Annotated in this window: 19 protein-coding genes; 10 read left to right on the forward strand and 9 right to left on the reverse strand. The window is 64.2% G+C overall.

What is annotated here, in order from left to right:
* Nucleotides 1–122 precede the first annotated feature (122 nt).
* Nucleotides 123–1,679, forward strand: a complete 1,557-nt coding sequence (locus ACIGHN_RS03845; RefSeq protein WP_056417232.1) for a methyl-accepting chemotaxis protein — start codon at nucleotides 123–125, stop codon at nucleotides 1,677–1,679.
* Between the two features lie 43 nt (nucleotides 1,680–1,722).
* Here the strand turns inward: ACIGHN_RS03845 and ACIGHN_RS03850 are convergent, their stop codons facing one another.
* From ACIGHN_RS03850 to ACIGHN_RS03880, 7 genes are all read right to left on the reverse strand, one after another.
* Nucleotides 1,723–2,139 carry a surface-adhesin E family protein gene (locus ACIGHN_RS03850; RefSeq protein WP_396503334.1) on the reverse strand — a complete coding sequence of 139 codons (417 nt, stop codon included), beginning with the start codon at nucleotides 2,137–2,139 and terminating at the stop codon, nucleotides 1,723–1,725.
* A gap of 198 nt (nucleotides 2,140–2,337) precedes the next feature.
* A complete protein-coding gene (gene paoC, locus ACIGHN_RS03855) occupies nucleotides 2,338–4,578 on the reverse strand; it encodes an aldehyde oxidoreductase molybdenum-binding subunit PaoC (RefSeq protein WP_396503335.1) in 2,241 nt (746 codons plus the stop codon).
* Between the two features lie 4 nt (nucleotides 4,579–4,582).
* Nucleotides 4,583–5,533 carry an FAD binding domain-containing protein gene (locus tag ACIGHN_RS03860; RefSeq protein ID WP_396503336.1) on the reverse strand — a complete coding sequence of 317 codons (951 nt, stop codon included), beginning with the start codon at nucleotides 5,531–5,533 and terminating at the stop codon, nucleotides 4,583–4,585.
* Entirely contained in the window at nucleotides 5,530–6,174 is a 645-nt protein-coding gene (gene paoA, locus ACIGHN_RS03865) for an aldehyde dehydrogenase iron-sulfur subunit PaoA (RefSeq protein WP_396503337.1), read from the reverse strand. The genes ACIGHN_RS03860 and paoA overlap by 4 nt, the downstream gene beginning before the upstream one ends.
* A gap of 225 nt (nucleotides 6,175–6,399) precedes the next feature.
* Complete coding sequence (locus tag ACIGHN_RS03870; protein WP_396503338.1) at nucleotides 6,400–8,313, reverse strand: PAS domain S-box protein; 1,914 nt, start codon at nucleotides 8,311–8,313, stop codon at nucleotides 6,400–6,402.
* 235 nt (nucleotides 8,314–8,548) lie between these two features.
* The gene (locus ACIGHN_RS03875; protein WP_396503339.1) at nucleotides 8,549–10,270 is read right to left on the reverse strand and encodes a methyl-accepting chemotaxis protein; all 1,722 of its coding nucleotides are present in this window, start codon (nucleotides 10,268–10,270) and stop codon (nucleotides 8,549–8,551) included.
* 67 nt (nucleotides 10,271–10,337) lie between these two features.
* Nucleotides 10,338–10,553, reverse strand: coding sequence for a hypothetical protein (locus tag ACIGHN_RS03880; protein WP_396503340.1), 216 nt, complete (start codon nucleotides 10,551–10,553; stop codon nucleotides 10,338–10,340).
* 218 nt (nucleotides 10,554–10,771) lie between these two features.
* Between ACIGHN_RS03880 and ACIGHN_RS03885 the strand changes: the two genes are divergently transcribed.
* The 9 genes from ACIGHN_RS03885 (at nucleotide 10,772) to ACIGHN_RS03925 (ending at nucleotide 20,168) form a co-directional block, all read left to right on the forward strand.
* Nucleotides 10,772–12,397, forward strand: coding sequence for a PAS domain-containing methyl-accepting chemotaxis protein (locus ACIGHN_RS03885; RefSeq protein ID WP_056417215.1), 1,626 nt, complete (start codon nucleotides 10,772–10,774; stop codon nucleotides 12,395–12,397).
* 129 nt (nucleotides 12,398–12,526) lie between these two features.
* Entirely contained in the window at nucleotides 12,527–12,898 is a 372-nt protein-coding gene (locus ACIGHN_RS03890; RefSeq protein WP_396503341.1) for a response regulator transcription factor, read from the forward strand.
* Complete coding sequence (locus tag ACIGHN_RS03895) at nucleotides 12,895–13,665, forward strand: HD-GYP domain-containing protein (protein WP_396503342.1); 771 nt, start codon at nucleotides 12,895–12,897, stop codon at nucleotides 13,663–13,665. The genes ACIGHN_RS03890 and ACIGHN_RS03895 overlap by 4 nt, the downstream gene beginning before the upstream one ends.
* Nucleotides 13,666–13,740: 75 nt before the next feature.
* Complete coding sequence (locus tag ACIGHN_RS03900; protein WP_396503374.1) at nucleotides 13,741–14,490, forward strand: ABC transporter substrate-binding protein; 750 nt, start codon at nucleotides 13,741–13,743, stop codon at nucleotides 14,488–14,490.
* Between the two features lie 74 nt (nucleotides 14,491–14,564).
* On the forward strand, nucleotides 14,565–15,506 hold the full coding sequence (locus ACIGHN_RS03905; protein ID WP_396503343.1) for a hypothetical protein: 942 nt from the start codon (nucleotides 14,565–14,567) through the stop codon (nucleotides 15,504–15,506).
* A gap of 2 nt (nucleotides 15,507–15,508) precedes the next feature.
* Nucleotides 15,509–18,037: an ATP-binding protein gene (locus tag ACIGHN_RS03910; RefSeq protein ID WP_396503344.1), complete on the forward strand. Its 2,529-nt coding sequence runs from the start codon at nucleotides 15,509–15,511 to the stop codon at nucleotides 18,035–18,037.
* Between the two features lie 29 nt (nucleotides 18,038–18,066).
* Nucleotides 18,067–18,573 (forward strand): chemotaxis protein CheW, encoded by a 507-nt coding sequence (locus ACIGHN_RS03915; RefSeq protein WP_396503345.1) that lies wholly within the window; start codon nucleotides 18,067–18,069, stop codon nucleotides 18,571–18,573.
* A 135-nt stretch (nucleotides 18,574–18,708) separates the two neighbouring features.
* Nucleotides 18,709–19,419, forward strand: a complete 711-nt coding sequence (locus tag ACIGHN_RS03920; RefSeq protein ID WP_396503346.1) for a helix-turn-helix domain-containing protein — start codon at nucleotides 18,709–18,711, stop codon at nucleotides 19,417–19,419.
* Complete coding sequence (locus ACIGHN_RS03925) at nucleotides 19,416–20,168, forward strand: response regulator (protein ID WP_396503347.1); 753 nt, start codon at nucleotides 19,416–19,418, stop codon at nucleotides 20,166–20,168. The genes ACIGHN_RS03920 and ACIGHN_RS03925 overlap by 4 nt, the downstream gene beginning before the upstream one ends.
* Before the next feature lie 186 nt (nucleotides 20,169–20,354).
* On the opposite strand, the gene ACIGHN_RS03930 is transcribed toward ACIGHN_RS03925, so the two are convergent.
* Entirely contained in the window at nucleotides 20,355–21,242 is an 888-nt protein-coding gene (locus ACIGHN_RS03930) for an alpha/beta fold hydrolase (protein ID WP_396503348.1), read from the reverse strand.
* Nucleotides 21,243–21,286: 44 nt separating this feature from the next.
* Nucleotides 21,287–21,442 (reverse strand): hypothetical protein, encoded by a 156-nt coding sequence (locus ACIGHN_RS03935; RefSeq protein WP_396503349.1) that lies wholly within the window; start codon nucleotides 21,440–21,442, stop codon nucleotides 21,287–21,289.
* Nucleotides 21,443–21,584 lie beyond the last annotated feature (142 nt).

Here is a 21,584-nt window from a genome sequence, read left to right on the forward strand (position 1 = left end):
AAAACCTTCCCCCACAGGGAATTGTTCCCCCTCAGGGAGTTGGCGCAAGCCCTGTTGGGTTGCGCAAAACAGGCACGCCATCCGGTCGGTATTTCAAAAGATTGACGACCACAGGAAATCCGATGAAAAGTCTCTCTCTGGCGCAACGGCTTGCGCTCATCAATGGGTCGCTGATCAGCGTGCTCGTGATCGCAGCAGTCATCGTCTGGTCCATGATGGACAAGGTGACGGAGGCAGCGGACCGCGTCAACCTCACCAACGTCCCGCAGCTGGTGACCATCGGGGAACTGGAGCTCAACGTCACCCGCACGTCCTTGCAGCTTCGCCATGCCATCCTGGCCCGCACGCCTGCGGAGCTCGCGGAGACGCTTGCGGACATCGGGGCCAAGAAAAAGCTGCTGCTCGACCATCTGGACCACCTGGGCAAGAACATGATGGACGAGGATGGGCGCCGGGCGTTCGCCCCGCTGCCCTCGCTGATGACGGAGTTCTGGGCCGTGGGCGAGGAGAACGTCAAACTCATACAGGCCGGAAAAAAGGAGGAAGCGTTCGCCTTCCTGGTGGACAAGACCATTCCGGCCCGCAACCGGCTTTTGCAGCCTTTGGCGGCAGAAAAAACCCGCCAAGGCAACCGCCTGGCCTTTCGCATTCAGGAGATCCAGTCGCTGGCATCGCTGGACCGCAATATCGTGATTGCCGTCATGGCAGGCATCGCGGCAGCGCTGCTGGGACTGTCGCTGTACTTGCGTTCCGTGGTGCGGCAACTGGGCGCGGACCCGCATGCGCTCAAGCATGTGGCCCAGTCGGTGGCCGACGGCGACCTGGCCCGCGCCATCCGGCTGCGCGACGGGGATTCGGAAAGCGCCATGGCCGCACTCGCCACGATGTCGCACCGCCTGTCCGACGCCGTGCGCACCGTCAGGCACAACGCAGACAACGTGGCAGCCGCGAGCCAGGAGATCGCCAACGGCAACCAGGATTTGTCGACCCGCACCGAACACCAGGCCAGCACGCTGCAGCAAACCAGCGCCACGATGGAGCAGCTGAGCTCGGCGGTTCGCCAGAATGCCGACAACGCGACCGAAGCGGACCGCATCGCAGGTGTCGCCGCCTCGGTGGCGAACAACGCGGGCTCGGTGGTGCAGGAAGTGGTCAAGACCATGAAGGGCATCCACGACAGCTCCCAGAAGATCTCCGAGATCATCGGCGTCATCGACGGCATCGCCTTTCAGACCAACATCCTGGCGCTCAATGCCGCCGTGGAAGCGGCCCGCGCAGGCGATCAGGGCCGCGGCTTCGCGGTCGTTGCCAGCGAGGTGCGCAACCTGGCGCAGAGAAGCGCCCAGGCCGCCAAGGAAATCAAGAACCTCATCGATACCAGTGTCAGCCGGGTGGAGCACGGCTCAGGCCTGGTCGACAGCGCCGGTGCGACGATGGGCGAGGCGGTGAGCGCCATCCACAAGGTGTCCGAGCTGGTGGCTGCGATCAACACCGCTTGCAGGCACCAGCACCACGAAGTGTCTCAGGTGGTGCAGTCGGTGGTGCACATGGATGCCGCCACCCAGCAGAACGCGGCACTGGTCGAACAGATGTCGGCGGCGGCGCTCAGCTTGAGCACGCAGTCGCAGGAACTGGTGCACGCCGTGTCCGTGTTCCGGCTCGGGCACGAACCCGCCTGAGAGGCCACTGCAGAAACAGCCCAGGCCAGGGCGGGGCGCGCCGCTATCCCCGGACCTTGCAGGCCGCAGCGATCATGCGTTTGTAGGGCTCCCCCGGCACGTCCTTGAACAGCACAGGGGCCTTGCCCTCCGCATAGTCCTCGCGGCCCACGACCTCTCCCTTCCACAGCGGAAGTCCGTAGTACGACAGCGATAGATACCAAGCCGTTTGCGACGGGCAATGCACCACCACCTTCGCATAGTAGGACCGGTACTTCTGGCCCTGGAAGGATGTGCGCGGCCTGTCGCGCGAGACGCGCAGGTCCAGCATCACACGCTGGTCCAATCCCACGGGCTCGGGCTTGACTTCCACCAGGTTCACGCCCGTCTCTCGCGGATCGCCGTACAGCGGAAACCAGAGGTCCTCCCCAGCGCCTGCGGAGGACGCAGCAGCAACGCACAGCAACATCGCGCAGATCATGGTGGGCCTTGGATGGCAGGCGCATGGCGTGGCTGGTGCAGCCAGGCCGTGCCGGAAGCCGGGGGGCGAAGGATTGAATGAAGCGCGCAGTCTACTCCCGCCTGCGCGTCGAAGCTCCGCGCAGTGCCCCATAGTTCATTGCCTGCTGCCACTCCCTTCAAGCCATGGATGAGCGCTGATGCCGTGACTGCACAGTCCTCATGCGGCGCGGGCCATGCCGGCCAGGACCTTGTCCAGAGTGATGGGATAGTCCCGCACGCGCACTCCGGTGGCGTTGTAGATGGCGTTGGCGATGGCTGCGCTCACGCCGCAGATGCCCAGCTCGCCCACACCCTTGGCCTTCATCGGCGATGCCATGGGATCCACCTCGTCGAGGAAGATCACCTCCTGGTGGGGAATGTCGGCGTGCACGGGCACCTCATAGCCCGCCAGGTCGTGGTTGACGAAAAAGCCCAGGCGCGTGTCCACCGCCAGCTCCTCCATCAGCGCGCCGCCCACGCCCATGGTCATCGCGCCGATCACCTGGCTGCGCGCGGACTTGGGGTTCAGGATGCGGCCCGCGGCGCACACGGCCAGCATGCGGCGCACCCGGATTTCCGCGGTGTAGGCGTCCACCGCCACCTCCACGAAATGCGCGCCAAAGGTGGACTGCTGCGTCTTCTTGTCCAGCACGCCGAACTCGATAGCGTCTTCGGCCGTGATGTCGCCATCAGCGGCCGCCTGCCCCAAGGGCACGCTGCGCTCGCCGGCCTGCACCTGGCCGTCGGCGAACTGCACAGTCGCCGGATCCATGCCCAGCTTGCGGGCGATGGCTTCGCGCAGCTTCACGCAGGCCGCATACACGCCCGACGTGGAGCTGGCAGCACCCCACTGCCCGCCCGAGCCGGAGGACACGGGAAAATTGGAGTCTCCCAGCCGCACCCGCACCCGCTCGAGCGGCACGCCCATCATCTCGGCCGCAGTCTGGGCAATGATGGTGTAGCTGCCGGTGCCGATGTCGGTCATGTCGGTCTCCACGGTGATGAGGCCCTGGCCATCCAGGCGCACGCGGGCCGCCGATTTTTCAACTGGCGCGCCGCGGTAGGCCGCCGCTACGCCCAGACCCACCAGCCAGCGCCCCTCGCGGCGCTGCGCGGGCTGCGGTTTGCGCTCTTTCCAGCCAAAGCGCTCGGCGCCCGTGCGCAGGCACTGCACCAGCTCACGGCGAGAGAAGGGCTTGTCCGCTGCGGCGCTGTCTTTTGTCTGGCCCTTCTTGCCGGTGTCCGGCACGACCTGCGTGTCGTTGCGGATGCGCAGTTCCACGGGGTCGATCTGCAGCTTTTCGGCCAGCTCGTCCATGGCGACCTCCAGCGCCATGTGGCCCGTGGCCTCGCCGGGTGCGCGCATCGCATTGGCCTCGGGCAGGTCCAGCACGGCCAGGCGGGTGGCGGTCATCCGGTGGGGCCCCGCATACAGCCGCCGGGTCTGGTCCACGGCTCCATCGGCAGAGCCCTTTGGCTGGTCTCCCGACCAGCTCTCGTGCCCGATGGCGGTGATGCGGCCGTCCGCGGCAGCGCCGATGCGCACCCGCTGGATCGTTGCGGGCCGGTGGGTGGTGTTGTTGGCGATCAGCGGGCGCTGCAGCGCCACCTTCACCGGCCGCCGGGCCGCTCGGGCGCCCAGCGCGGCCAGCAGCGCATCGGCGCGCAGGAACAGCTTGCCCCCAAAACCTCCGCCGATGAAAGGCGACACCAGGCGCACCTTCTCTTTGGGGATGCCCAGGGTGGTGGCCAGTTCGCCCTGGCCCCACGCGATCATCTGGTTGGATGTCCACACGGTGAGCTCATCGCCCTTCCACGCAGCCAGCGTGGCATGCGGCTCCATCATGGCGTGCGACTGGTCGGGCGTGGTGTAGGTGGCATCCACCTTCACCGGCGCTGCGGCATAGGCGCCGTCGAAGTCACCGATGGCCGTGTCCGGCGCGTCGCCGTTGATGCTGTCGGGCACAGTGGCCGAGTCCTTGGCCGCAGCCAGGTCGTAGGCGCCCGGGGTGCGTTCATAGTCCACACGCACCAGCTGTGCCGCGGCGCGGGCCTGCTCGAAGGTCTCGGCCACGACCAGGGCCACCGCCTGGTGGTAGTGCACGACCTGTGGCCCGGCCAGCAGCGGGACCGTGTTCATCTTGCCCTGCCCGAGCTTGCCGGCCGTCTGGGCCGTGACAATGGCAAGCACGCCCGGCGCACGGCGCGCCAGCGCCAGGTCGATGCTGCGGATGCGCCCCTTGGCGATGGCCGCGCCCACCACGTGGCCGTAGGCGGGCCGGTGCGCCACATCGTGCCGCTCATAGGCGTAGGGGGCGGTGCCGGTGGTCTTGAGCAGGCCATCGATGCGGTCCACCGGTTGGCCGATGATCTTGAGCTGGTCAATGGGATTGACGGTGGCGGGGGTGTCGAACTTCATGGCGTCAGCTCCTGGCCTGTTGCAGCACGGCAGCGAGCGTGCGCTCGGCCAGTGGCAGTTTGAATGCGTTGTCGTGCGTGGGGCGCGCGCCCGCCAGCAGGCGGTCGGCCGTGGCTTTCGCGCCCTGCGGCAGCAGCGCCTCGGCCGCCTCCACGCGCCAGGGCTTGTGCGCCACGCCGCCCAGCGCCACCCGGCCGCTGCCGTCGCGCTGCACGATGGCGGCCACCGACACCAATGCAAAAGCATAGGAAGCCCGGTCGCGCACCTTGTGGTAGGTGTGCGTGCCACCTACGGGGGCGGGCAGCGTGACAGAGGTGATGAGCTCGCCGGGCTGCAGAGCGGTCTCGATGTGTGGCGTGTTGCCGGGCAGGCGGTGAAAGTCCGCAATCGGGATGACGCGCGACTGGCCTGCGGCATCGACGGTCTCCACCGTGGCATCGAGCACGCGCAACGCCACGGCCATGTCGCTCGGGTGGGTGGCGATGCAGTCCTGGCTGGCGCCGATGACCGCATGCTGGCGGCTGACGCCGCCCAGGGCCGAGCAGCCACTGCCGGGCAGGCGCTTGTTGCAGGGCATGTGGGTGTCGTAGAAGTACGGGCAGCGCGTACGCTGCAGCAGGTTGCCGCCGGTGGTCGCCATGTTGCGCAACTGGCCCGACGCGCCCGCCACCAGCGCGCGGGTCAGCACACCATAGTCACGCCGCACCCGGGGGTGGGCCGCCAGGTCGCTGTTGCGCACCAGCGCGCCGATGCGCAGGCCACCCTGCGCCGTGGGCTCCACCGTGCCCATGCCGGCAGCGTTCACGTCCACCAGGTGCACGGGCGTCTCTATCTGCAGCTTCATCAGGTCAAGCAGATTGGTGCCACCGGCAATGAAGCGGGCGCCGGGCCGTGCGGCCAAGGCGGCTGCGGCCTGCACGGGCGATGTTGCGCGTTCGTAGGTGAAGGGGGTCATGTGCGAGCCCTCCCCGCCACGTCGGTGATGGCATCAATGATGTTGGAGTACGCGCCGCAGCGGCACAGGTTGCCGCTCATCCGCTCGCGCAGTTCGTCGGCCGAGACCAGGGGCTGGGCCACGATGTCGGGACTGGCATGGCTGGGCATGCCCTGCCTGATTTCGTCGAGCACGCCCACAGCCGAGCAGATCTGCCCCGGCGTGCAGTAGCCGCACTGGTATCCGTCGTGCCGCACAAAGGCCGCCTGCAAGGCGTGGGGCGCCTTCGGTGTCCCCAGGCCCTCGATGGTGGTGACGCTCGTGCCCTCGCTCATGACCGCCAGGCTGAGGCAAGACACCACGCGCCGTCCGTTCACCAGCACGGTACAGGCGCCGCACTGGCCGTGGTCGCAGCCTTTCTTGGTACCCGTAAGCTGCAAATGCTCGCGCAAGGCGTCCAGCAAGGTGGTGCGCGTGTCCAGGTGGAGGGTGTGCTCCGTGCCGTTGACCTTCAAGGCCATGCGCTGGTGTGGCACCTCGGGCACGGGTGTGGGCGGTGTCTGCGCCCCCGCCTGGCCGGGCACCGCGGTCATGGCGGCTGTGGAGGCACCGGCGATCAGCAGGCCCCTCCGCGAAACGGAAAGCTGGGTATGGTGGTCCATGGGTATGTCCATCGTGTCGTCGTGGGGATGTGCACGCCGCAGCAGGCACATCGAACAGCATCACCCGATGGACAGACTTCTTGTGTAGGTCGAGGGCGCAGTTTGGCCGGCGCCACATGCCGTCGGCAGGGGGCTGCACGGGGTCATGGACCATGGGCCATGCCCCGACACCGGCCCGCCGCGCGCCTGGCCATCCGCCGACAGCCGGGTGGCGAGGGCCTGTGGTCAGTGCTTGAGAAGTTCGTCGATCTTGTTCGCGAGCGCGGCCATTTCGAAAGGCTTGGTCAGCACCCGCATGTTCGCATCGAGATGCCCGTTGCCAACGGCCGCCGTCGCAGCATAGCCGGTGATGAACAGCACCTTGAGCCCCGGGCGGACGACCCGGGCGGCATCGGCGACCTGCCGGCCGTTCATGCCGCCGGGAAGGCCCACGTCCGTCACGAGCAGATCCACCCGTCGGCCCGATTGCAGCACCGCCAGCCCGGAGGGCCCGTCCTGCGCTTGCAACACCTGGTAGCCGGCCAGGCCCAGGGCCTCGGCCGCCACCACGCGAATCGCTTCCTCGTCGTCGATCAACACGATGACCTCGCCACCGCCCGTGGCGGATTCCCCATCGGCGGCCAGCGGCTGCGGCGCGGCCACTGCGCCGACATGGCGGGGAAAGTACAGCTGGATCGTCGTGCCCCGGCCCACCTCGGACTGCACCCGCAGTTGGCCGCCCGATTGCCGAACGAAGCCGTACACCATGGACAGCCCCAAGCCTGTGCCCTGCCCCAGGGGCTTGGTGGTGAAGAAGGGTTCGAACGCTCTCGCGACCACGTCGGGCGCCATGCCCGACCCCGTGTCCGACACCGCCAGAGAGATGTACTCGCCCTGCGGCAGCTCGCGCGCGCGCGCCTGGTGGCTGTCGAGCCACAGGTTGGCGGTTTCGATGGCCAACCTGCCACCCTCCGGCAGCATCGCATCGCGCGCATTGATGCACAGATTGAGGATGGAGTTCTCCAGCTGCGACGCGTCCACGTTGGCGGGCCACAGGTCGTCTGCCAGCACCACGTCGACGTGGATGGAGGGGCCTACGGCGCCACGAACGATGTCTTCGACCCCGGCCACCAGCCGGTTGACATCGGTCGGCTTGGGATCGAGGGTCTGCCGCCGCGAGAAAGCCAGCAGGCGCTGCGTGAGGGTGGCGCCGCGCTTGACCGATGCATGGGCCGTGCCGATGTACTTGGCCAGACCGTCGTACTGCCCCAACTCCACGCGGCGCGACAGCATCTCGAGATTGAGCGATACGGCGTTCAGGAGGTTGTTGAAATCGTGGGCGATGCCGCCGGTGAGCTGGCCTACGGCCTCCATCTTCTGCGCCTGCCGCAACAGCGCCTGCGCCTCGGCCAACTCGCGCTCGCGGGCCTTCTGCTCGCTCACGTCGCGGCCCACCGCCACGAAATAGACGCCACCCGGCTCCGGCGACACCGTCCATTCGATGTGTTTCCATTGCCCGTCGGCAGAGCGGATGCGGTTCTCGAACCGCGTGGGATCGCCGGTCTGCCCCATGGACTCCAGCGCGGCCAGCGTCACGCCCGCATCCTCAGGGTGCATGAAGTCCACATAGGGGGTGGCCAGCAACTCTTCGGGTGCAAAGCCCAGCACCGCCGTCCACGCGGGGTTCACCGCGGTCATCATGCCTTCGTAGTTGGCCCTGGCCAGCATGTCGGAAGAGAGCGCCCAGAGCCTCGAGCGCTCTTCGGACGCTGTCTTGTCCTGCGTGACGTCCCGCGCCGAACACCGAAACTCGTTGCCTTCAGGCACCGCGATCCACGACAGCCAGCGGTAGTTTCCATCCTTGGCACGGTAGCGGTTCTCGAACCGCAGCACCGGCTCGCCGCGCTGCAGCTGCCTGAAGGCCTCCTGGGTCGCGGGCATATCCGCGGCATGGACGAACGATTCGAAGCTCCGGCCCAGGCTCTCTTCCCGGCTCCACCCCAATGTGCGCGTCCAAGCCGGATTGACATCGAGAAGGCGCCCCGCACCGTCTGCCACCATCATCACGTCGGGTGTCACCGACCATGTCCGCTCGCTTGGCCGCGGGCTGCCGTCGGAGTCGCCTTGGCGGGCTGCGTTGTACTCGGCGGGTTGTTCCATGTTCGCTGGTGGCATCAAGGGTTTCAGATCGGAAATCGTAGCCTAGCGGCGACGGCTTGCGCCTGCACCCCGCACTGCGGGTGGTTTCCGCCCATTCTCCCCGCTGCCGAGCCGTTGGGCTGTGAAGCAATCCAATTCCTTCCCGAGATTGCAGAAATGCAGCTGAGCACCGCGCCCGGATTCCGCCGAAACCCATCGGGGTTGCGCCAAGCGCCCCGCCACACACACACCCGCCTCAGAAGGCTTCCCAATCCACATTGCCTGCGGCAGCAGCCAGCTGGGGCGCCGCGAACACAGGTCGCGCATCGGGCCTCCGGCCCGCGGCGATGGTGCGTGCATTGGCGGGCTTGGTCAATCGCACAGCCGCAGTCGGCGCGGGCACCGCCGCGGGTACGGAGCCGAACGCGGCCTCACGCTCGTCGGAGAGCTTGAAGAAGTCGACAGCGCGCACCAGTTCCAGCGCCTGATTGTTCAAACTGCTGGCGGCAGCGGCCATCTCCTCGACCAGCGCGGCATTTTGCTGGGTCACCTGGTCCATCTGGGTCACCGCCTCGCCGACCTGGGCCACGCCCTGGCTCTGTTCGGTGCTCGCCGCGCTGATCTCACCCATGAGGTCGGTGACGCGCTTGATCGATCCCACCACTTCGCTCATGGTTTCGCCAGCCTGGTCGGCAAGGGACGCACCTTGGCTCACGCGCTCCACACTGGCGCCAATCAAGGCCTTGATCTGCTTGGCCGCATCAGCCGAGCGGCCCGCGAGGTTCCGCACTTCGGAGGCGACCACCGCAAAGCCCCTGCCCTGCTCTCCGGCGCGGGCCGCTTCGACTGCGGCGTTGAGCGCCAGAATATTGGTCTGGAATGCAATTCCATCGATGACGCCAATGATGTCGGCAATCTTCTGGCTGCTTTCATTGATCTCGCGCATCGTGGCCACGACCTGGCCGACCACCTCGCCGCCATGCACGGCCACCGACGAGGCGCTCATTGCCAATTGGTTGGCTTGCCGTGCATTGTCCGCGTTCTGGCGGACTGTGGAGTTCAGCTCCTCCATGGATGCCGCGGTTTCCTCCAGCGCACTGGCCTGTTGCTCCGTGCGGCTGCTCAGGTCGCTGTTGCCCTGAGATATTTCTGAAGATGCAGTGGACACGCTCTGGGAGTTTTCGCGCACCAGGCCCACGGTACGAACCAGGCTTTGCTGCATGCTTTGCAGCGAACCCAGCAGTTCCCCCATCTCGTCGCGGGAGGACACCTGGATGGTGGCCGTCAGGTCTCCCGCAGCGACCCGTTGCGCCACCCCCACGGCCACGGCCAAAGGGCGTGTGATGGAGCGCACCAGCCATATGGCGGCGGCGACTGCCATTGATATGGCGACGATCGCAATGATCAGCAAAGTTTTTTGAGCGGTTGCGTAGGCTTGATGAGCACTATCGCGCGAAGCATCGGCTCCTTGACTGTTGAGTTTGACGAGCTCGTCCAGCTGAGCCTTGATCTGGGTGTGGAGCTTCAGGGACTCGCCGTCCAGCACTTCACGCGCCTTGTCGTTCTCGTTCCTGCGCGAGAAGTCCAAGGCATGGTCGTTGGCCTCCCTGTATTGGCGCCAAGTTTCCGAGAAGCGCTCATACAACTTTTGCTCTGCGGGACTGCTGATCAGCTTCTCGTACTCGCTGCGGAGCTTGCCGACCGCGCTGCGGTCCGCCTCGATCCGCTGGTCGATGCTGGCCATGGTGGCAGCGTCGGTGTTCAACACGTGGTTGAGCAGATCTATGCGCAGTTCCTTGACCTTGGCATCCAGCGCATTGGCAGTCCGCACGCTGGGCAACCAGTTGTCCGCGATATCAGTGGTCGCAGCATTGACCAAGCCCATCTGTAGCAGCGCCACGACGGCCAGCCCCACGAGCAAAAGCACCAGCAAGCCGAAGGTGCCGTAGAGACGTGTGGAAATCTTCAAGTTTTTCATAAGTGATGCCCCTCTTGGGTATGACGGCCTCAGGTGGCTCATGAGCTCTCGGGCGCACCCGCAGAGCTCACAGACCTCTTACTTCTTCTTCGAATACCGCCCCGGCGCTAACCGTGGGTTCTGGCAGGCTGCGAAATCCGAATCCATTTAAATCATATTTATCATTTCTTAAGCGAAACTTACGGAGAAAGGCAGTTTTTGACATTGCGATCTCATGAAAGCCAACGGCCATGCCTTGCTCAAAACGCCGGCAAAAATCATTGATAGCGTGAAAAATTCGCACAAAGCGCAATTTTTTTCGATCTTAAGCAGCCATCGAGCAGTAATTCTGCATTTCGTCGGCGTCAGAACGGTGCACTGCACAGCCAGAGTCTTGATCCAAGTCAAAAACTGCAAAATCATATTTGACATCTCCTGGGCGATAGAATTATCATTTAAGCAACTTGAAGATGATTTCAGACAGCCGCGACTGCGGACAGACCACTCAGCGAAGGAGCCAAGATGCGAAACAACCACCCAGTCAGCCAAAGAGAGTTCACATTCCCCGCGAACGAAACCCTGGTGTCTGTGACCGACCTGAAGGGCCGCATCACCTACTGCAACCGGGCCTTCGTGCAGGTCAGCGGGTTCCAGAGAGAGGAGTTGCTGGGGCAGCCACACAATCTCGTGCGGCACCCTGACATGCCGTCGGAAGCTTTCCGCGACATGTGGGAAACGATCCAGTCCGGCGTGCCATGGACGGGTATCGTGAAGAACAGGCGCAAGGATGGCGACCACTACTGGGTTCAAGCGAATGCCACTCCGATGATGGACGGCAACCAGATCACAGGCTTTCTTTCGGTGCGCACGACCCCGACGAGGGAGCAGGTGCGGGCAGCAGAAGCCTTCTACGAGATACTGAACCGGCAGAGCAATTCAGGCCGGGCCAGCTATGGCCTGCACCGCGGCGCCATCGTGCAAAGGGGCCTGCTCGGGCGCATCAAGCGCCTGGCCCACCCCTCAGTGGCCAGCAAGGTGATGGCCGTGCAGGCGGCCGCTGCAACGGCCACCGTGACCCCTGCCCTGTTGGGTGCCGCCTGGTATGTGACTGGCGCCGTCGCAACGGCCGCGGTGCTCGGGAGCTTCGCGCTGATCCGCGCCTTTGCCGTCAGTCCACTGCGTCGTTTGGTCAGGGACGCCAATTGCCTGGCATCCGGCGACCTGTCGCACGCAGTGGAAACCGGTGCGAGCGACGTCGTGGGCCAACTGCAGCAGGCGCTCAACCAGGTCAGCGTGAACCTGCGCACCGTGGTCAGCGATGTCCGTGAAGAAGTCGGTCATCTGGACATCGCCGTCCAGGAGATAGCCTCTGGAAACAACGACCTCTCGGCGCGCACTGAAGCGCAGGCGGGCAACCTGCAACAGACTGCCGCCTCCATGGAACAGATCAACGGCACGATCCAAAATAGCGCCAGCTCCGCCAACCATGGAGCACACATGGCGCACACGACTGCCGAAGTCGCTCGCCGCAGCGACGAAGCCGTGCAGAGCCTTGCGGCCACCATGCAGGACATTGCTGCCTCCTCCAAGCGCATCGAGGACATCATTCAATTGATCGAAGGGGTTGCTTTCCAGACCAACATCCTGGCCCTCAATGCCGCCGTCGAAGCCGCACGCGCAGGAGATCAGGGCCGCGGATTTGCAGTGGTGGCTTCGGAGGTTCGCGCCCTGGCGCAACGCACGGCCACAGCCGCGAAGGACATCAAGGATTTGATCATCGAATCGGGGACGCGCGTCACGGCGGGGGTGACCAGCGCCGCACAAGCACGCGAACGCATGCAGGCGGTTCTGGAGTCCATCGGGAAGGTGAACTCGGTCCTGGATGAAATCAGCACCGCGGCCGGAGAGCAGAAGGTCGGCGTCTCCCAGATCAACGAAGCGGTGTCCCACATGGATTCCATCACGCAGCAAAACGCGTCGATGGTGGAGGAACTCGCCGCCGCGGCGCAATCCGTGCACGGCCAGGTCCAGGGCGTGAGCAACTCCATGCGACTTTTCCGCCTGAAGTCGGGTGAAACGTCCTTGAGCCAGATAGATGCCGTCGGGTTGCGCCGATCGAATGCATCGCCCCAGCTCATCTCGGCCTAGAGGCTCACGACCACAAGACGGTTGTGGATGGGCGGTGAGCCCCCTGGCCACTCCATTTTTTACCCGTTCTCATCTCCCGCATCCCGGGACCCGGATGATGGACACACAGCAGACATGCAAGAGGCAGCCATGAAAACCGTATTGATCGTTGAAGACCATGTAGACATTCGAAAGCTCCTGAAGATGACGATGGAGTTCGAGGATTTCGACATCCATGAAGCAGCGAACGGCGAGGCGGGCTTGCAGATGGCACGCGACATCTTGCCGGATTTCGTGCTGCTCGACGTCATGATGCCGGGCGCTCTTTCAGGCCTCGACGTGTGCAGGTGCATCAAGTCCAATCCTGCGCTCAAACATACCAAGGTGATCATGTTGACCGCCCGCGGCCAGGCGGAAGATCGGCGCGACGGCGAAAAGGCCGGTGCTGACGAGTATCTGGTCAAACCATTCAGCACCTTGCAGGTCCTGGAAGCCGTCTACCGCGCGGAAGCAGCGGCATGACTGCCGTCCGAACGACACTGCTGGCGCCCCGGGAAGAGCCCCGCTGCTTTGCAGAAGAGGCGGCCGCGCAGATGGAGCGCTTCGTTGAAGACTTCGGTCACATGTACAGGGAGCGCAACGAGGCATTGCGGGAGGTCACACGCGCGCACCATGAAGCGCTTTTGCACCTCTCCATGGCGGCAGAGTTCCGCGACGACGACACATCCGTTCATATCATCCGGATCGGATATCTGGCCGAAGCACTGGCGCTGCATCTGGGGTCCACACCAATGTTCGCGCGCATGCTTCGCCGTGCAGCCCCCATGCACGACATCGGAAAGATTGGCACACCGGATCACGTCCTGAAAAAGGCGGGGCCGCTGACCGACGAAGAGCGCGCCGTGATGAAGCAGCATCCCGAAATGGGCGCCAAGATCCTCAGCAGCTCGCGCGTTCCGGTGTTCCGCCTGGCCGCGGAAGTCGCATTGACGCACCACGAGCGCTTCGACGGAACAGGCTACCCCAAAGGCTTGAGCGGTGAGGCCATCCCGCTCTGCGGCCGCATCACCGCGGTGGCGGACTTCTACGACGCGCTGACCATGGACCGCGTCTACCGCCCTGCTTTCAGCGCGGAGAAAGCGCTGGAGATGTTGGTGGAGTTGCGCGGCACGGCCTTCGACCCCGTCGTGGTGGATGCGTTCGTCGACAACATCGCCACGCTCGACGCCCTGCGCCTCCAGATCACTCGGGACCGCCCGACGTTTTCGGACCTCATCGACGCGGCCTGAAACCCCAATTACACACTCAGGACTCCGACCATGCCTTCACTCCTGCGCTCCTACTCTGTGGCTTTCGCGTTCTGCATGACAGCTGCTTTTCCTGCAACGGCTGGCACCGTGCTGGACAAGGTTCAAGGCCAGCGTTCCGTTCGCATCTGCATCTGGCCGGACTACTACGGAATCACTTACCGAAACCCGCGCACCCAGCAACTGGGTGGCATCGACATCGAACTGTCTGCTGCACTGGGCAACGACCTGAAAGCGAAAGTGGAGTACGTCGATTCGTCCTTTGCCACGCTGATCGACGACCTGCGCGGCGACCGCTGCGACGTGGCGATGTTCGCCATCGGCATGCTGCCGCAGCGCATGGCGGCGCTCAAATTCACCCAGCCCTACCTGAGCAGCGACATCTACGGTGTCACCACCAAAAGCAATGCCGTGGTCAAGGAGTGGGCTGACATCGACCAGCCGGGGGTTGCGGTGGCGGTGCAGACGGGAACCTTCATGGAGCCGGTCATGACAGAGCGGCTCAAGCACGCAAAGGTCGTGAAGATCTCTCCGCCAGCGACGCGTGAGCGGGAACTGGAAAGTGGCCGCGTCGATGTGTTCATGACGGACTACCCCTACAGCCGCCGCCTGCTCGACAACGCAGACTGGGCGCGCCTGGTGGTCCCCCCCAAGCCTGTGTTCGTGCTTCCGTATGCCTATGCCGTCAAACCCGGCGACGATGCCTGGCTCAAGACCATGGATGACTTCGTGGTCCGGATCAAGCGCGACGGCCGCTTGGCGGCGGCGGCGGCTCGCAACGGACTCAGCAGCATTGTGATGCCATGATGCGCCTTGGTGCCTTGCAGGCCTGGCGGTCCAGCCCGGCACGTTCCTGCCCACGAAGAACCGGGCTCGCTGTCTTGTGCCTCTTTTCAGGTGTCTTCGGTGCCGCCGCGGTGTTTTTCGCCGCGGTGGGCGTGGCAATCCTTGCCCCCGAAGAGGCCGCGCACCAGGGAGAGAGCCATGCCCGCGCTGCGGTGGATCTGGCTGAGGAGCAGGTCAGTCGCACGCTGCGCATCGGCATGTTGGCGCTCGACCATCTCGGTGATAGGCTGTCTTCGCAAGCGCTGCCGCTTGGCGCCATCTCGCTGAACGAGGCATTGAGAAATGTGCTGGCAAGCGCCCCCTCTCTGTGTGGCGCCCTCTTGCTGGACGAGGAAGGACGTGTGCATGCAAGCACTCGCACTGGCGAGCAGGGTCAATTCGTGGATCTTCATGGTCTTGGTGCAATGCCATCCGGTGAGAGAGGCGTTACCGGCGCCTTCTCTGCCGGGTGGAGCACCCATGACTGCCTATCGGATGCCCGTACTGTGAGTTTTCGCTCGCCGCCCCATGCACTTGTCCTTCACCATTCCTTTCTCAACAGCGCGAGGAAGCGTATGCACCTGCTGGCCCTGATCAATCCCCAGGCCTTGCTGCAAGACGGCGCATCGCACCAGGGCCGTCCTGATTTTCAGTACTCGTTGGCGACAAGCGCTGGCCTGATCGTTGCGAGCACTGGGGCCTCAACGCCCGCTCAAAGCCGCATCAGCGCACTGCCAGTGGTTGGCCATCCTGCTTCGACAGGCAAGGCTGACAGCTACATCGGTCGTGGCGTTCAAGGCAGCCAGCAAGTGGTTGCATTTCGCTCGTCGGAGATTTCGCCGCTGGTGGTGGTTGCTGAAATACCGGTGCGTCTCGCCATCGGACAGAAGCACGATGGCCTTGCGAAATGGCTGTGGGCGGGCGTAGGCTGGAGCTTCGCATCCCTGGTGCTCGCACTCGTCCTGAGCGAGCCAAAGAACCTGGCAAGTGAAGGCTAGCGATGTTCATCACCTCACGCTCTCCGCTGCGCCGCATGCCGTCGTTTTCGATACGGCAACTGAGCACGGTCGCCCTCCTGTCGGGCGTTTTGCTCACGCTGGGGGTAGGGCTGGCGACCACCTGGGTGGCGTCCACGGACCGCAACCAGTTGATCCAGGCCGATCGAGAGAAGGCCGAGCTGCTCGCGCGCATGCTGGAAGATCAAACCACGAGGACCATGGACAGCGCGTTCTTCGTACTGGCTACGCTTGCGGAGTCGCGGGTGTTTGAGGACATCATCGAAAGCCCGTCCCGTGGCGACGAAGCGCTCAAACATGCCCTGCTTGGTGTCCCCTTCATGAGAGGCCTCTTGGTCATCGACGGCGAAGGCCGGATACTGGCCAGCAACTCGTCGGACGAGCTGGGCATACAGATAGACATGCGCCGGCTGGGTCCTTTGCCCGCGGACGACAAAAACGCCATCGGACCTCTGATCGCAGGGCGAGGGATCAGTAGCCTGGCCTCCGTCACAGGCAAGATCGCGGCACCCAAGGGACTGGGCTTCATACCGCTGCTGCGAAAGCTCAAGACACCGAACCAGCAGTCCGTCTATGCCGTGGGCCTCCTGAACCCGGACGCGCTCGCCAACATCCAGCAGCTTGCCGTCGAGAAAGCTGGCTACAGTTCGGCGGTTGCCACCTACAAGGGAGAGTTTCTGGCCGGAGCGGGGACGATCACCCTGCCGACCAGCGGCATGCAGTCGCTCCCCATTTTCCAAGAGCATCTCCCCGCGCGCGAACACGCCAGCTTCATTGGCAGAGGACTGGGTGGGGAGCAGCAGATCGTGGCATTCCGCGTCTCCAGGACACACCCTGTCGTGATCGTGGTGGAGGAACCGCGCGCGCTGGCGCTGAGCCGGTGGCTGGACGACTCCGTCGGTTACCTCTGGCTGGGCGGTGGTGCGTGCGCATTGATGCTGCTCCTGTCGCTGGTCGCATGGCGCGGCTTGAGGCTGAGGGAGTCCGCTCAACTGCTGGCTGAGGATGCACAAAACAGGATCGCTCAGAGCGAGCGAGAGCTTGCCGTTCTGATGCAAAGCGTGCAGGAGGTGATCTTTCGCACCGATGAAAGTGGCCACATCACCTTCGTGAACGCCCAGTGGATAGCGCTTGGCAGCCATGGACAGACATCGCCAGTCGGCCGTCCGCTGCACGAGCTGGTGGAGCCCCGGTCACAACAGTCCGTAGCCCAGCTGTTCCAGAACGGAGCCAGTGGAAAGGCACGCCATTGCCAGGCGTCGGTCCGTCTTGATGATGGCCGTAGGAAGCTTTTTGACATGGCACTGGTTCCCTTGCTCCACGAGGGGCAAGTAGTGGGTTTTGCCGGCAGTGCGGTCGACGTTACCGAGCGGTGGATCGCTCAGCAAAAGCTGCGAAGCGAGCTGGAGTTTCGCGGACTGCTGCTGGAAATGAACCCGCTTCCGATCTCCATGACGGACATGGATGGACGCCTGCTGCTGGTCAACCGCGCCTGGGAGGAATACAAGGGACGACGGCGCAAAGACGTCATCGGGCTGCGCCTGCAGGACTTCTTGCCCTCGGAAGAAGCCGTTGTGCACGAAGCGGCCGACCAGCAACTGAAACGAGGGCGTGGCACGGTCCGCTTCGAAACGCGCGTTCTGAATGGAAACCAGTCCTGGCGAGACACCCGGGTGACCAAGGCCATCGTGGCCGACTCCGAGGGTGTCTCCACCGGCATTCTGTGCACCTTGATGGACGTGAGCGATTTCCGTGAGGCTGAAAGGGTGACGCGCGAAGCGAGGGACTCGGCCGAAGAAGCATCTCGTTCGAAATCGGAGTTTGTCGCCAACATGAGCCACGAGTTGCGCACGCCTTTGCAATCCATCATGGGATTTTCAGAACTGGGCATGTACCGCGCCAAAGCGCACCCAGCCTTCGCTGCCATGTTCGAGGACGTTCACCGCGCGGGTGAACGCATGCTGTCCCTGGTGAACGATTTGCTCGATGTGGCCAAGCTGGAAAGCACGGTGGGAACCTTCCATCTGGAAAAGGTCGACTTACGCGGGGTCATACGGCCAGTGCTTCGGGAGCTGCAGCCCTTGCTGGCGCAGCGCAGGCTCCTGCTGGATCTGAACCTGGGCGACGCGCCATTGACCGCAAAGGTCGATCCCGTGCGCTTTGAGCAGGTCATCCGCAATGTGGTGGCCAACGCCATCAAGTTCTCACCTGAAGAGTCCCAGATACAGATCCATGCCAGAGTGGACAGCCAGGGGCAGATCCGCATTGCGGTAGGCGACAGCGGCCCTGGCATACCGCCCTTCGAACTCACCACGATTTTCGAGGCGTTCAAGCAGTCCAGCACCACGAAGGATGGATCGGGCGGCACCGGCCTGGGTTTGGCCATCTGCAAAAAGATTCTTGAAGCCCTGGGCGGCCAGATCTATGCCGAGAACCGGCAACCGCATGGCGCGGTATTCCATATCACCCTCCCCGCGCGCACCAGTGACACGATGCCTGCGGAACTTAACTGAAGAATCCACCTTACCGGCCATCTGCGCATATGAACACATCGACAACCATCAGCAACGTACGCCCCACGACAACGGGAGAACATCTGGCATTCCGCCTGGGCGACCAGGAGTATGGCCTCGCCATCTCGGGAGTACGGGAAATCCGCTTCTATGAAGCGCCTACACGCATCGCAGGGTCACCCACCCATATCCTGGGCGTGCTGGACCTTCGAGGTGAAAGCGTGCCGTTGATCGATTTGCGCGTGTGCCTCGGGATCACCGCCCTCTTCACTGCGAGCACTGTCACGGTGGTCGCGAATGTAGGCAACGACACTTTTGGGATGGTCGTCGACTCGGTGTCGGATGTGGTCGAGCTGACCAGGGATCAAATCCGCGAGGTGCCCGGCATGGTCGGTACGGAAGACTCGCACGGGGTCATCGGCATCGCACAGGTCACGCACGAGGGCTCGCACCGCACCCTGCTGCTCCTGGACGCTTCCCAGATGATTTCGAGGATTCGCGACTGCGCGTCCCTCGACCTTTCCGTGGCGTGCTGACAGATGCCCGCCGTCCGGCTGTCCCGCCATATGGCTCGCCCATGGACACCCAGCAAACCAAATGTTTCAAAAAATTCATTTTGATCATTTCAATGCGGGATAAATAGCATTGTTTTTACCTAAAATGGTGTGCTCATGAAAAATGACACACCTTTCGACGCATCGACTGCTGGCGACCAACTGACTACGTTTGAGGCCGCGCGGATGTTGGGCATGGCGGTGCGCTCCGTGCAACTCATGGTGGATCGCGGCGAGCTGCAAGCCTGGAAGACACCGGGTGGGCACCGGCGCATTTCGCGGGATTCGGTCGACCAGTGGCTGCGTTCGCGCTCCGGCGGTACGCACCCAGGCCCAGGTGCACGCGCAAGCACTGCGCTCGCGCAAGAGCCGTTCACTCCTGCAGGCCGGACGGCACAGGAGACGGTTGAACGCAAGGCCCAAGCCTCCGGTGCCGTGAAGATCCTGCTGATCGAGGACTCCATCCATTTCCAGAACCTGGTATCCCTGCTGATCAAACAGCACTTCCCAGACTGGCAGCTGCACATCGCCAATGACGGCATTGCCGGGCTGGCGATGTATGGCCAGATCCAACCCGATATCTTGATCGTGGATCTTCTGCTGCCCGGCATTGATGGCGGAGCACTCATCATGACGCTGCGCTCGCATCCCCAGTTCACCCACAGCAGCCTTGTTGTCGTGACTTCGCTGGACGAATCCCAACGCGCTCCCTATGCGTTTGCGCTCGACGGCGTGGATGTCATCCACAAGCCCCGCTTGGTCACCGAGCTGCCTTTGCTTCTGGCACGCGGACTGGATGCCAGCGCCGCTGTCGCGCTCCATCCATGACACACGCCGGGGACACTCCGGTCCGGCGTGTGCTGGTGGTGGAGGATGATGCTTCGATCGCACGCTTCATCGGCATGGCCCTGGAGGACCAGCAGGTTGATCTGGTCGTCTGCGCAGACGCGGAGAGCGCTCTCACATCGCTGGACGAACGGCCTGTGCGGCTGATCATTACCGATTTGATGCTGCCAGGGGTATCTGGCTATGAGTTGGTCGAACGGCTGCAGCACCACCCCGAAAGACTCGGAGCGGCGAAGATCGTGGTCTTCAGTGCAGGCATGAATGCAGGTGTCGAGAATGGGCTCAAAGGCATGGGCGTATGGCGCATCTTGTACAAGCCCGCGTCCGTGGCACAGCTGCAAAGCTGTGTGCAGGACGCACTGGCTGAGGAGCGAAACAAACCCGCCACGGCGGTCCCAACGTGCCGCGAGGCCCCCGCGGCCGAGGACGGCGACTTTCTGAATACGTATTTCGGTGGGAATGCCGCACTGTTTCGCGAATACAAAGCCATGTGCGCAGCCCAGTTTTCCCAAGACTTGAAAGACGGGGATACCGCTTTGCACGCGGGAGACCTGGGGGCGCTGCGTCGGCTGGCGCACAGCCTGCGCACCGTGCTGCGTACATTGGGAGCGGCAGAGGGCGCCTCCATGGCGCAATGGCTCGAAACCGTGGCCGCCACCGGCGATGCCACCGCCTCGGCCACTGCGTGGGCCCCGTTGCGACGTCTGCTTTTCAGCATGGCCGACCACTGACTGCCGGGCGCCGCCATGCCGCGCGGTGGCCACATCAGGATGATGGCCTTGAGCGCTCGCCCTGCAAGGTTCTATCGCCGATGGTGCTGCGCCAGCGCGGAGAGCCGGCGTCGCTCTCCGCGACCCGACGGCCCACGGCAACTTGATCGCATCCGTGCGCCGGACAGGTGTGGGCGCAACTGATGGCTAAAACGCCGCGGAGTCCGCGTGCGCACGCAGCCAGGCGACGATATCGGCCGTCACTTCAAGGCGGTGGGTCTCGTTCAAGATTTCGTGGCGGGCACCCGGGTACAGTGTGACCGTCACATCGGCAATGCCGGCATCGCGGTAGCGCTGCCCCAGCAGCTGGATCAGCGCGCCACCGCCAGCGAGCGGATCTGCGTCGCCAGAGGCGATCAGGAGGGGCAGGTCCTTGCGGATGCCCGCCAGCAGCGCAGGATCGGCCAGCCGGGATGCGGGCGCAAACAGTGATGGAATCACATCGTCCGGAACATCCCACCCGCACCAAGGGTCAGCGACGTAGGCATCCACCTCGGAGGCGTCGCGCGACAGCCACTCGTACCCCGTGCGGTGTTCGAAGCCCGCATTGAATGCCGCCAGCCCGGAGGGCGCGTCGGCCGGCGCATTGGCCATGCCGGCGGCCAGCACGTCGAGCGCCGTGGAGCCGGACAGCACCACGCCCGACCACGTCGATGCATGCTCGAGGATGGCAGCCTGCGCCGCAAACGAACCCATCGAGTGCCCGAACAGAAAGAGCGGCAGGCCGGCATGCTGCGCGCGCAGCGCTGCGCCCAGTTGCACCACGTCGGCGATCAGCCCGCCGAACCCCGCCTTGCCGAAGTTGCCCCACTGGCCCATGGCCGTGCGCCCGTGCCCGCGGTGATCGGCGGCATGCACCAGGAATCCGGCTGCATTCAACGCCTTGGCAAACCGGTCGTAGCGCTCGCCATGCTCGGCAAGGCCGTGCGAGATCTGCACCACGCCCAACGGTGGGCCCGCCACGTCGGCCCAGGTGTATGTGACGACCTGCGTGCCGTCTGCGTCAGAGAGGAAGGAGGATGTCGACGTGCTCATCATTTCATTCTGACACGGCGGCGCAGCCGCACGAAGAGCGCGCGTTAGACCGCGCCGGCCATCACCGCCTGGCCGGTGCGGCAGCGTGGGATGTGCGGCCCCGGCCCGGCCTTTTTGACGGGCACGCTGTACCGGTACTCGCCCCACCAGTCCATGGGCGCTTTCTCGTCGGCCCCAGCCCGCGGGCGTTTTTGCGTCATCACGTACTGGACACGCCGCGGTATCTCTGCAAACACGCGTGAATGGAGGCGCCGACCAGATCACCGTCCACAACGTCATGCTGACTGCGGACACCTTTGGCCGCGACAGGCCGCTCTTGCCCACCTGGTTCGACCGCAACGG

Source organism: Acidovorax sp. NPDC077693 (assembly GCF_044542805.1).
In the GTDB taxonomy this organism is placed as follows: domain Bacteria; phylum Pseudomonadota; class Gammaproteobacteria; order Burkholderiales; family Burkholderiaceae_C; genus Acidovorax.

What these genes read in the sequence shown, in the direction of transcription:
- ACIGHN_RS03885 (WP_056417215.1), top strand. Translation starts at nt 10,772, where the DNA reads ATGCGAAACAACCACCCAGTCAGCCAAAGAGAGTTCACATTCCCCGCG.
- ACIGHN_RS03895 (WP_396503342.1), top strand. Translation starts at nt 12,895, where the DNA reads ATGACTGCCGTCCGAACGACACTGCTGGCGCCCCGGGAAGAGCCCCGC.
- ACIGHN_RS03910 (WP_396503344.1), top strand. Translation starts at nt 15,509, where the DNA reads ATGTTCATCACCTCACGCTCTCCGCTGCGCCGCATGCCGTCGTTTTCG.
- ACIGHN_RS03915 (WP_396503345.1), top strand. Translation starts at nt 18,067, where the DNA reads ATGAACACATCGACAACCATCAGCAACGTACGCCCCACGACAACGGGA.
- paoC (WP_396503335.1), bottom strand. Translation starts at nt 4,578, where the DNA reads ATGAAGTTCGACACCCCCGCCACCGTCAATCCCATTGACCAGCTCAAG.
- ACIGHN_RS03890 (WP_396503341.1), top strand. Translation starts at nt 12,527, where the DNA reads ATGAAAACCGTATTGATCGTTGAAGACCATGTAGACATTCGAAAGCTC.
- ACIGHN_RS03900 (WP_396503374.1), top strand. Translation starts at nt 13,741, where the DNA reads ATGACAGCTGCTTTTCCTGCAACGGCTGGCACCGTGCTGGACAAGGTT.
- ACIGHN_RS03845 (WP_056417232.1), top strand. Translation starts at nt 123, where the DNA reads ATGAAAAGTCTCTCTCTGGCGCAACGGCTTGCGCTCATCAATGGGTCG.
- ACIGHN_RS03870 (WP_396503338.1), bottom strand. Translation starts at nt 8,313, where the DNA reads ATGGAACAACCCGCCGAGTACAACGCAGCCCGCCAAGGCGACTCCGAC.
- ACIGHN_RS03850 (WP_396503334.1), bottom strand. Translation starts at nt 2,139, where the DNA reads ATGATCTGCGCGATGTTGCTGTGCGTTGCTGCTGCGTCCTCCGCAGGC.
- ACIGHN_RS03875 (WP_396503339.1), bottom strand. Translation starts at nt 10,270, where the DNA reads ATGAAAAACTTGAAGATTTCCACACGTCTCTACGGCACCTTCGGCTTG.
- paoA (WP_396503337.1), bottom strand. Translation starts at nt 6,174, where the DNA reads ATGGACCACCATACCCAGCTTTCCGTTTCGCGGAGGGGCCTGCTGATC.
- ACIGHN_RS03925 (WP_396503347.1), top strand. Translation starts at nt 19,416, where the DNA reads ATGACACACGCCGGGGACACTCCGGTCCGGCGTGTGCTGGTGGTGGAG.
- ACIGHN_RS03935 (WP_396503349.1), bottom strand. Translation starts at nt 21,442, where the DNA reads ATGACGCAAAAACGCCCGCGGGCTGGGGCCGACGAGAAAGCGCCCATG.
- ACIGHN_RS03860 (WP_396503336.1), bottom strand. Translation starts at nt 5,533, where the DNA reads ATGACCCCCTTCACCTACGAACGCGCAACATCGCCCGTGCAGGCCGCA.
- ACIGHN_RS03920 (WP_396503346.1), top strand. Translation starts at nt 18,709, where the DNA reads ATGAAAAATGACACACCTTTCGACGCATCGACTGCTGGCGACCAACTG.
- ACIGHN_RS03930 (WP_396503348.1), bottom strand. Translation starts at nt 21,242, where the DNA reads ATGAGCACGTCGACATCCTCCTTCCTCTCTGACGCAGACGGCACGCAG.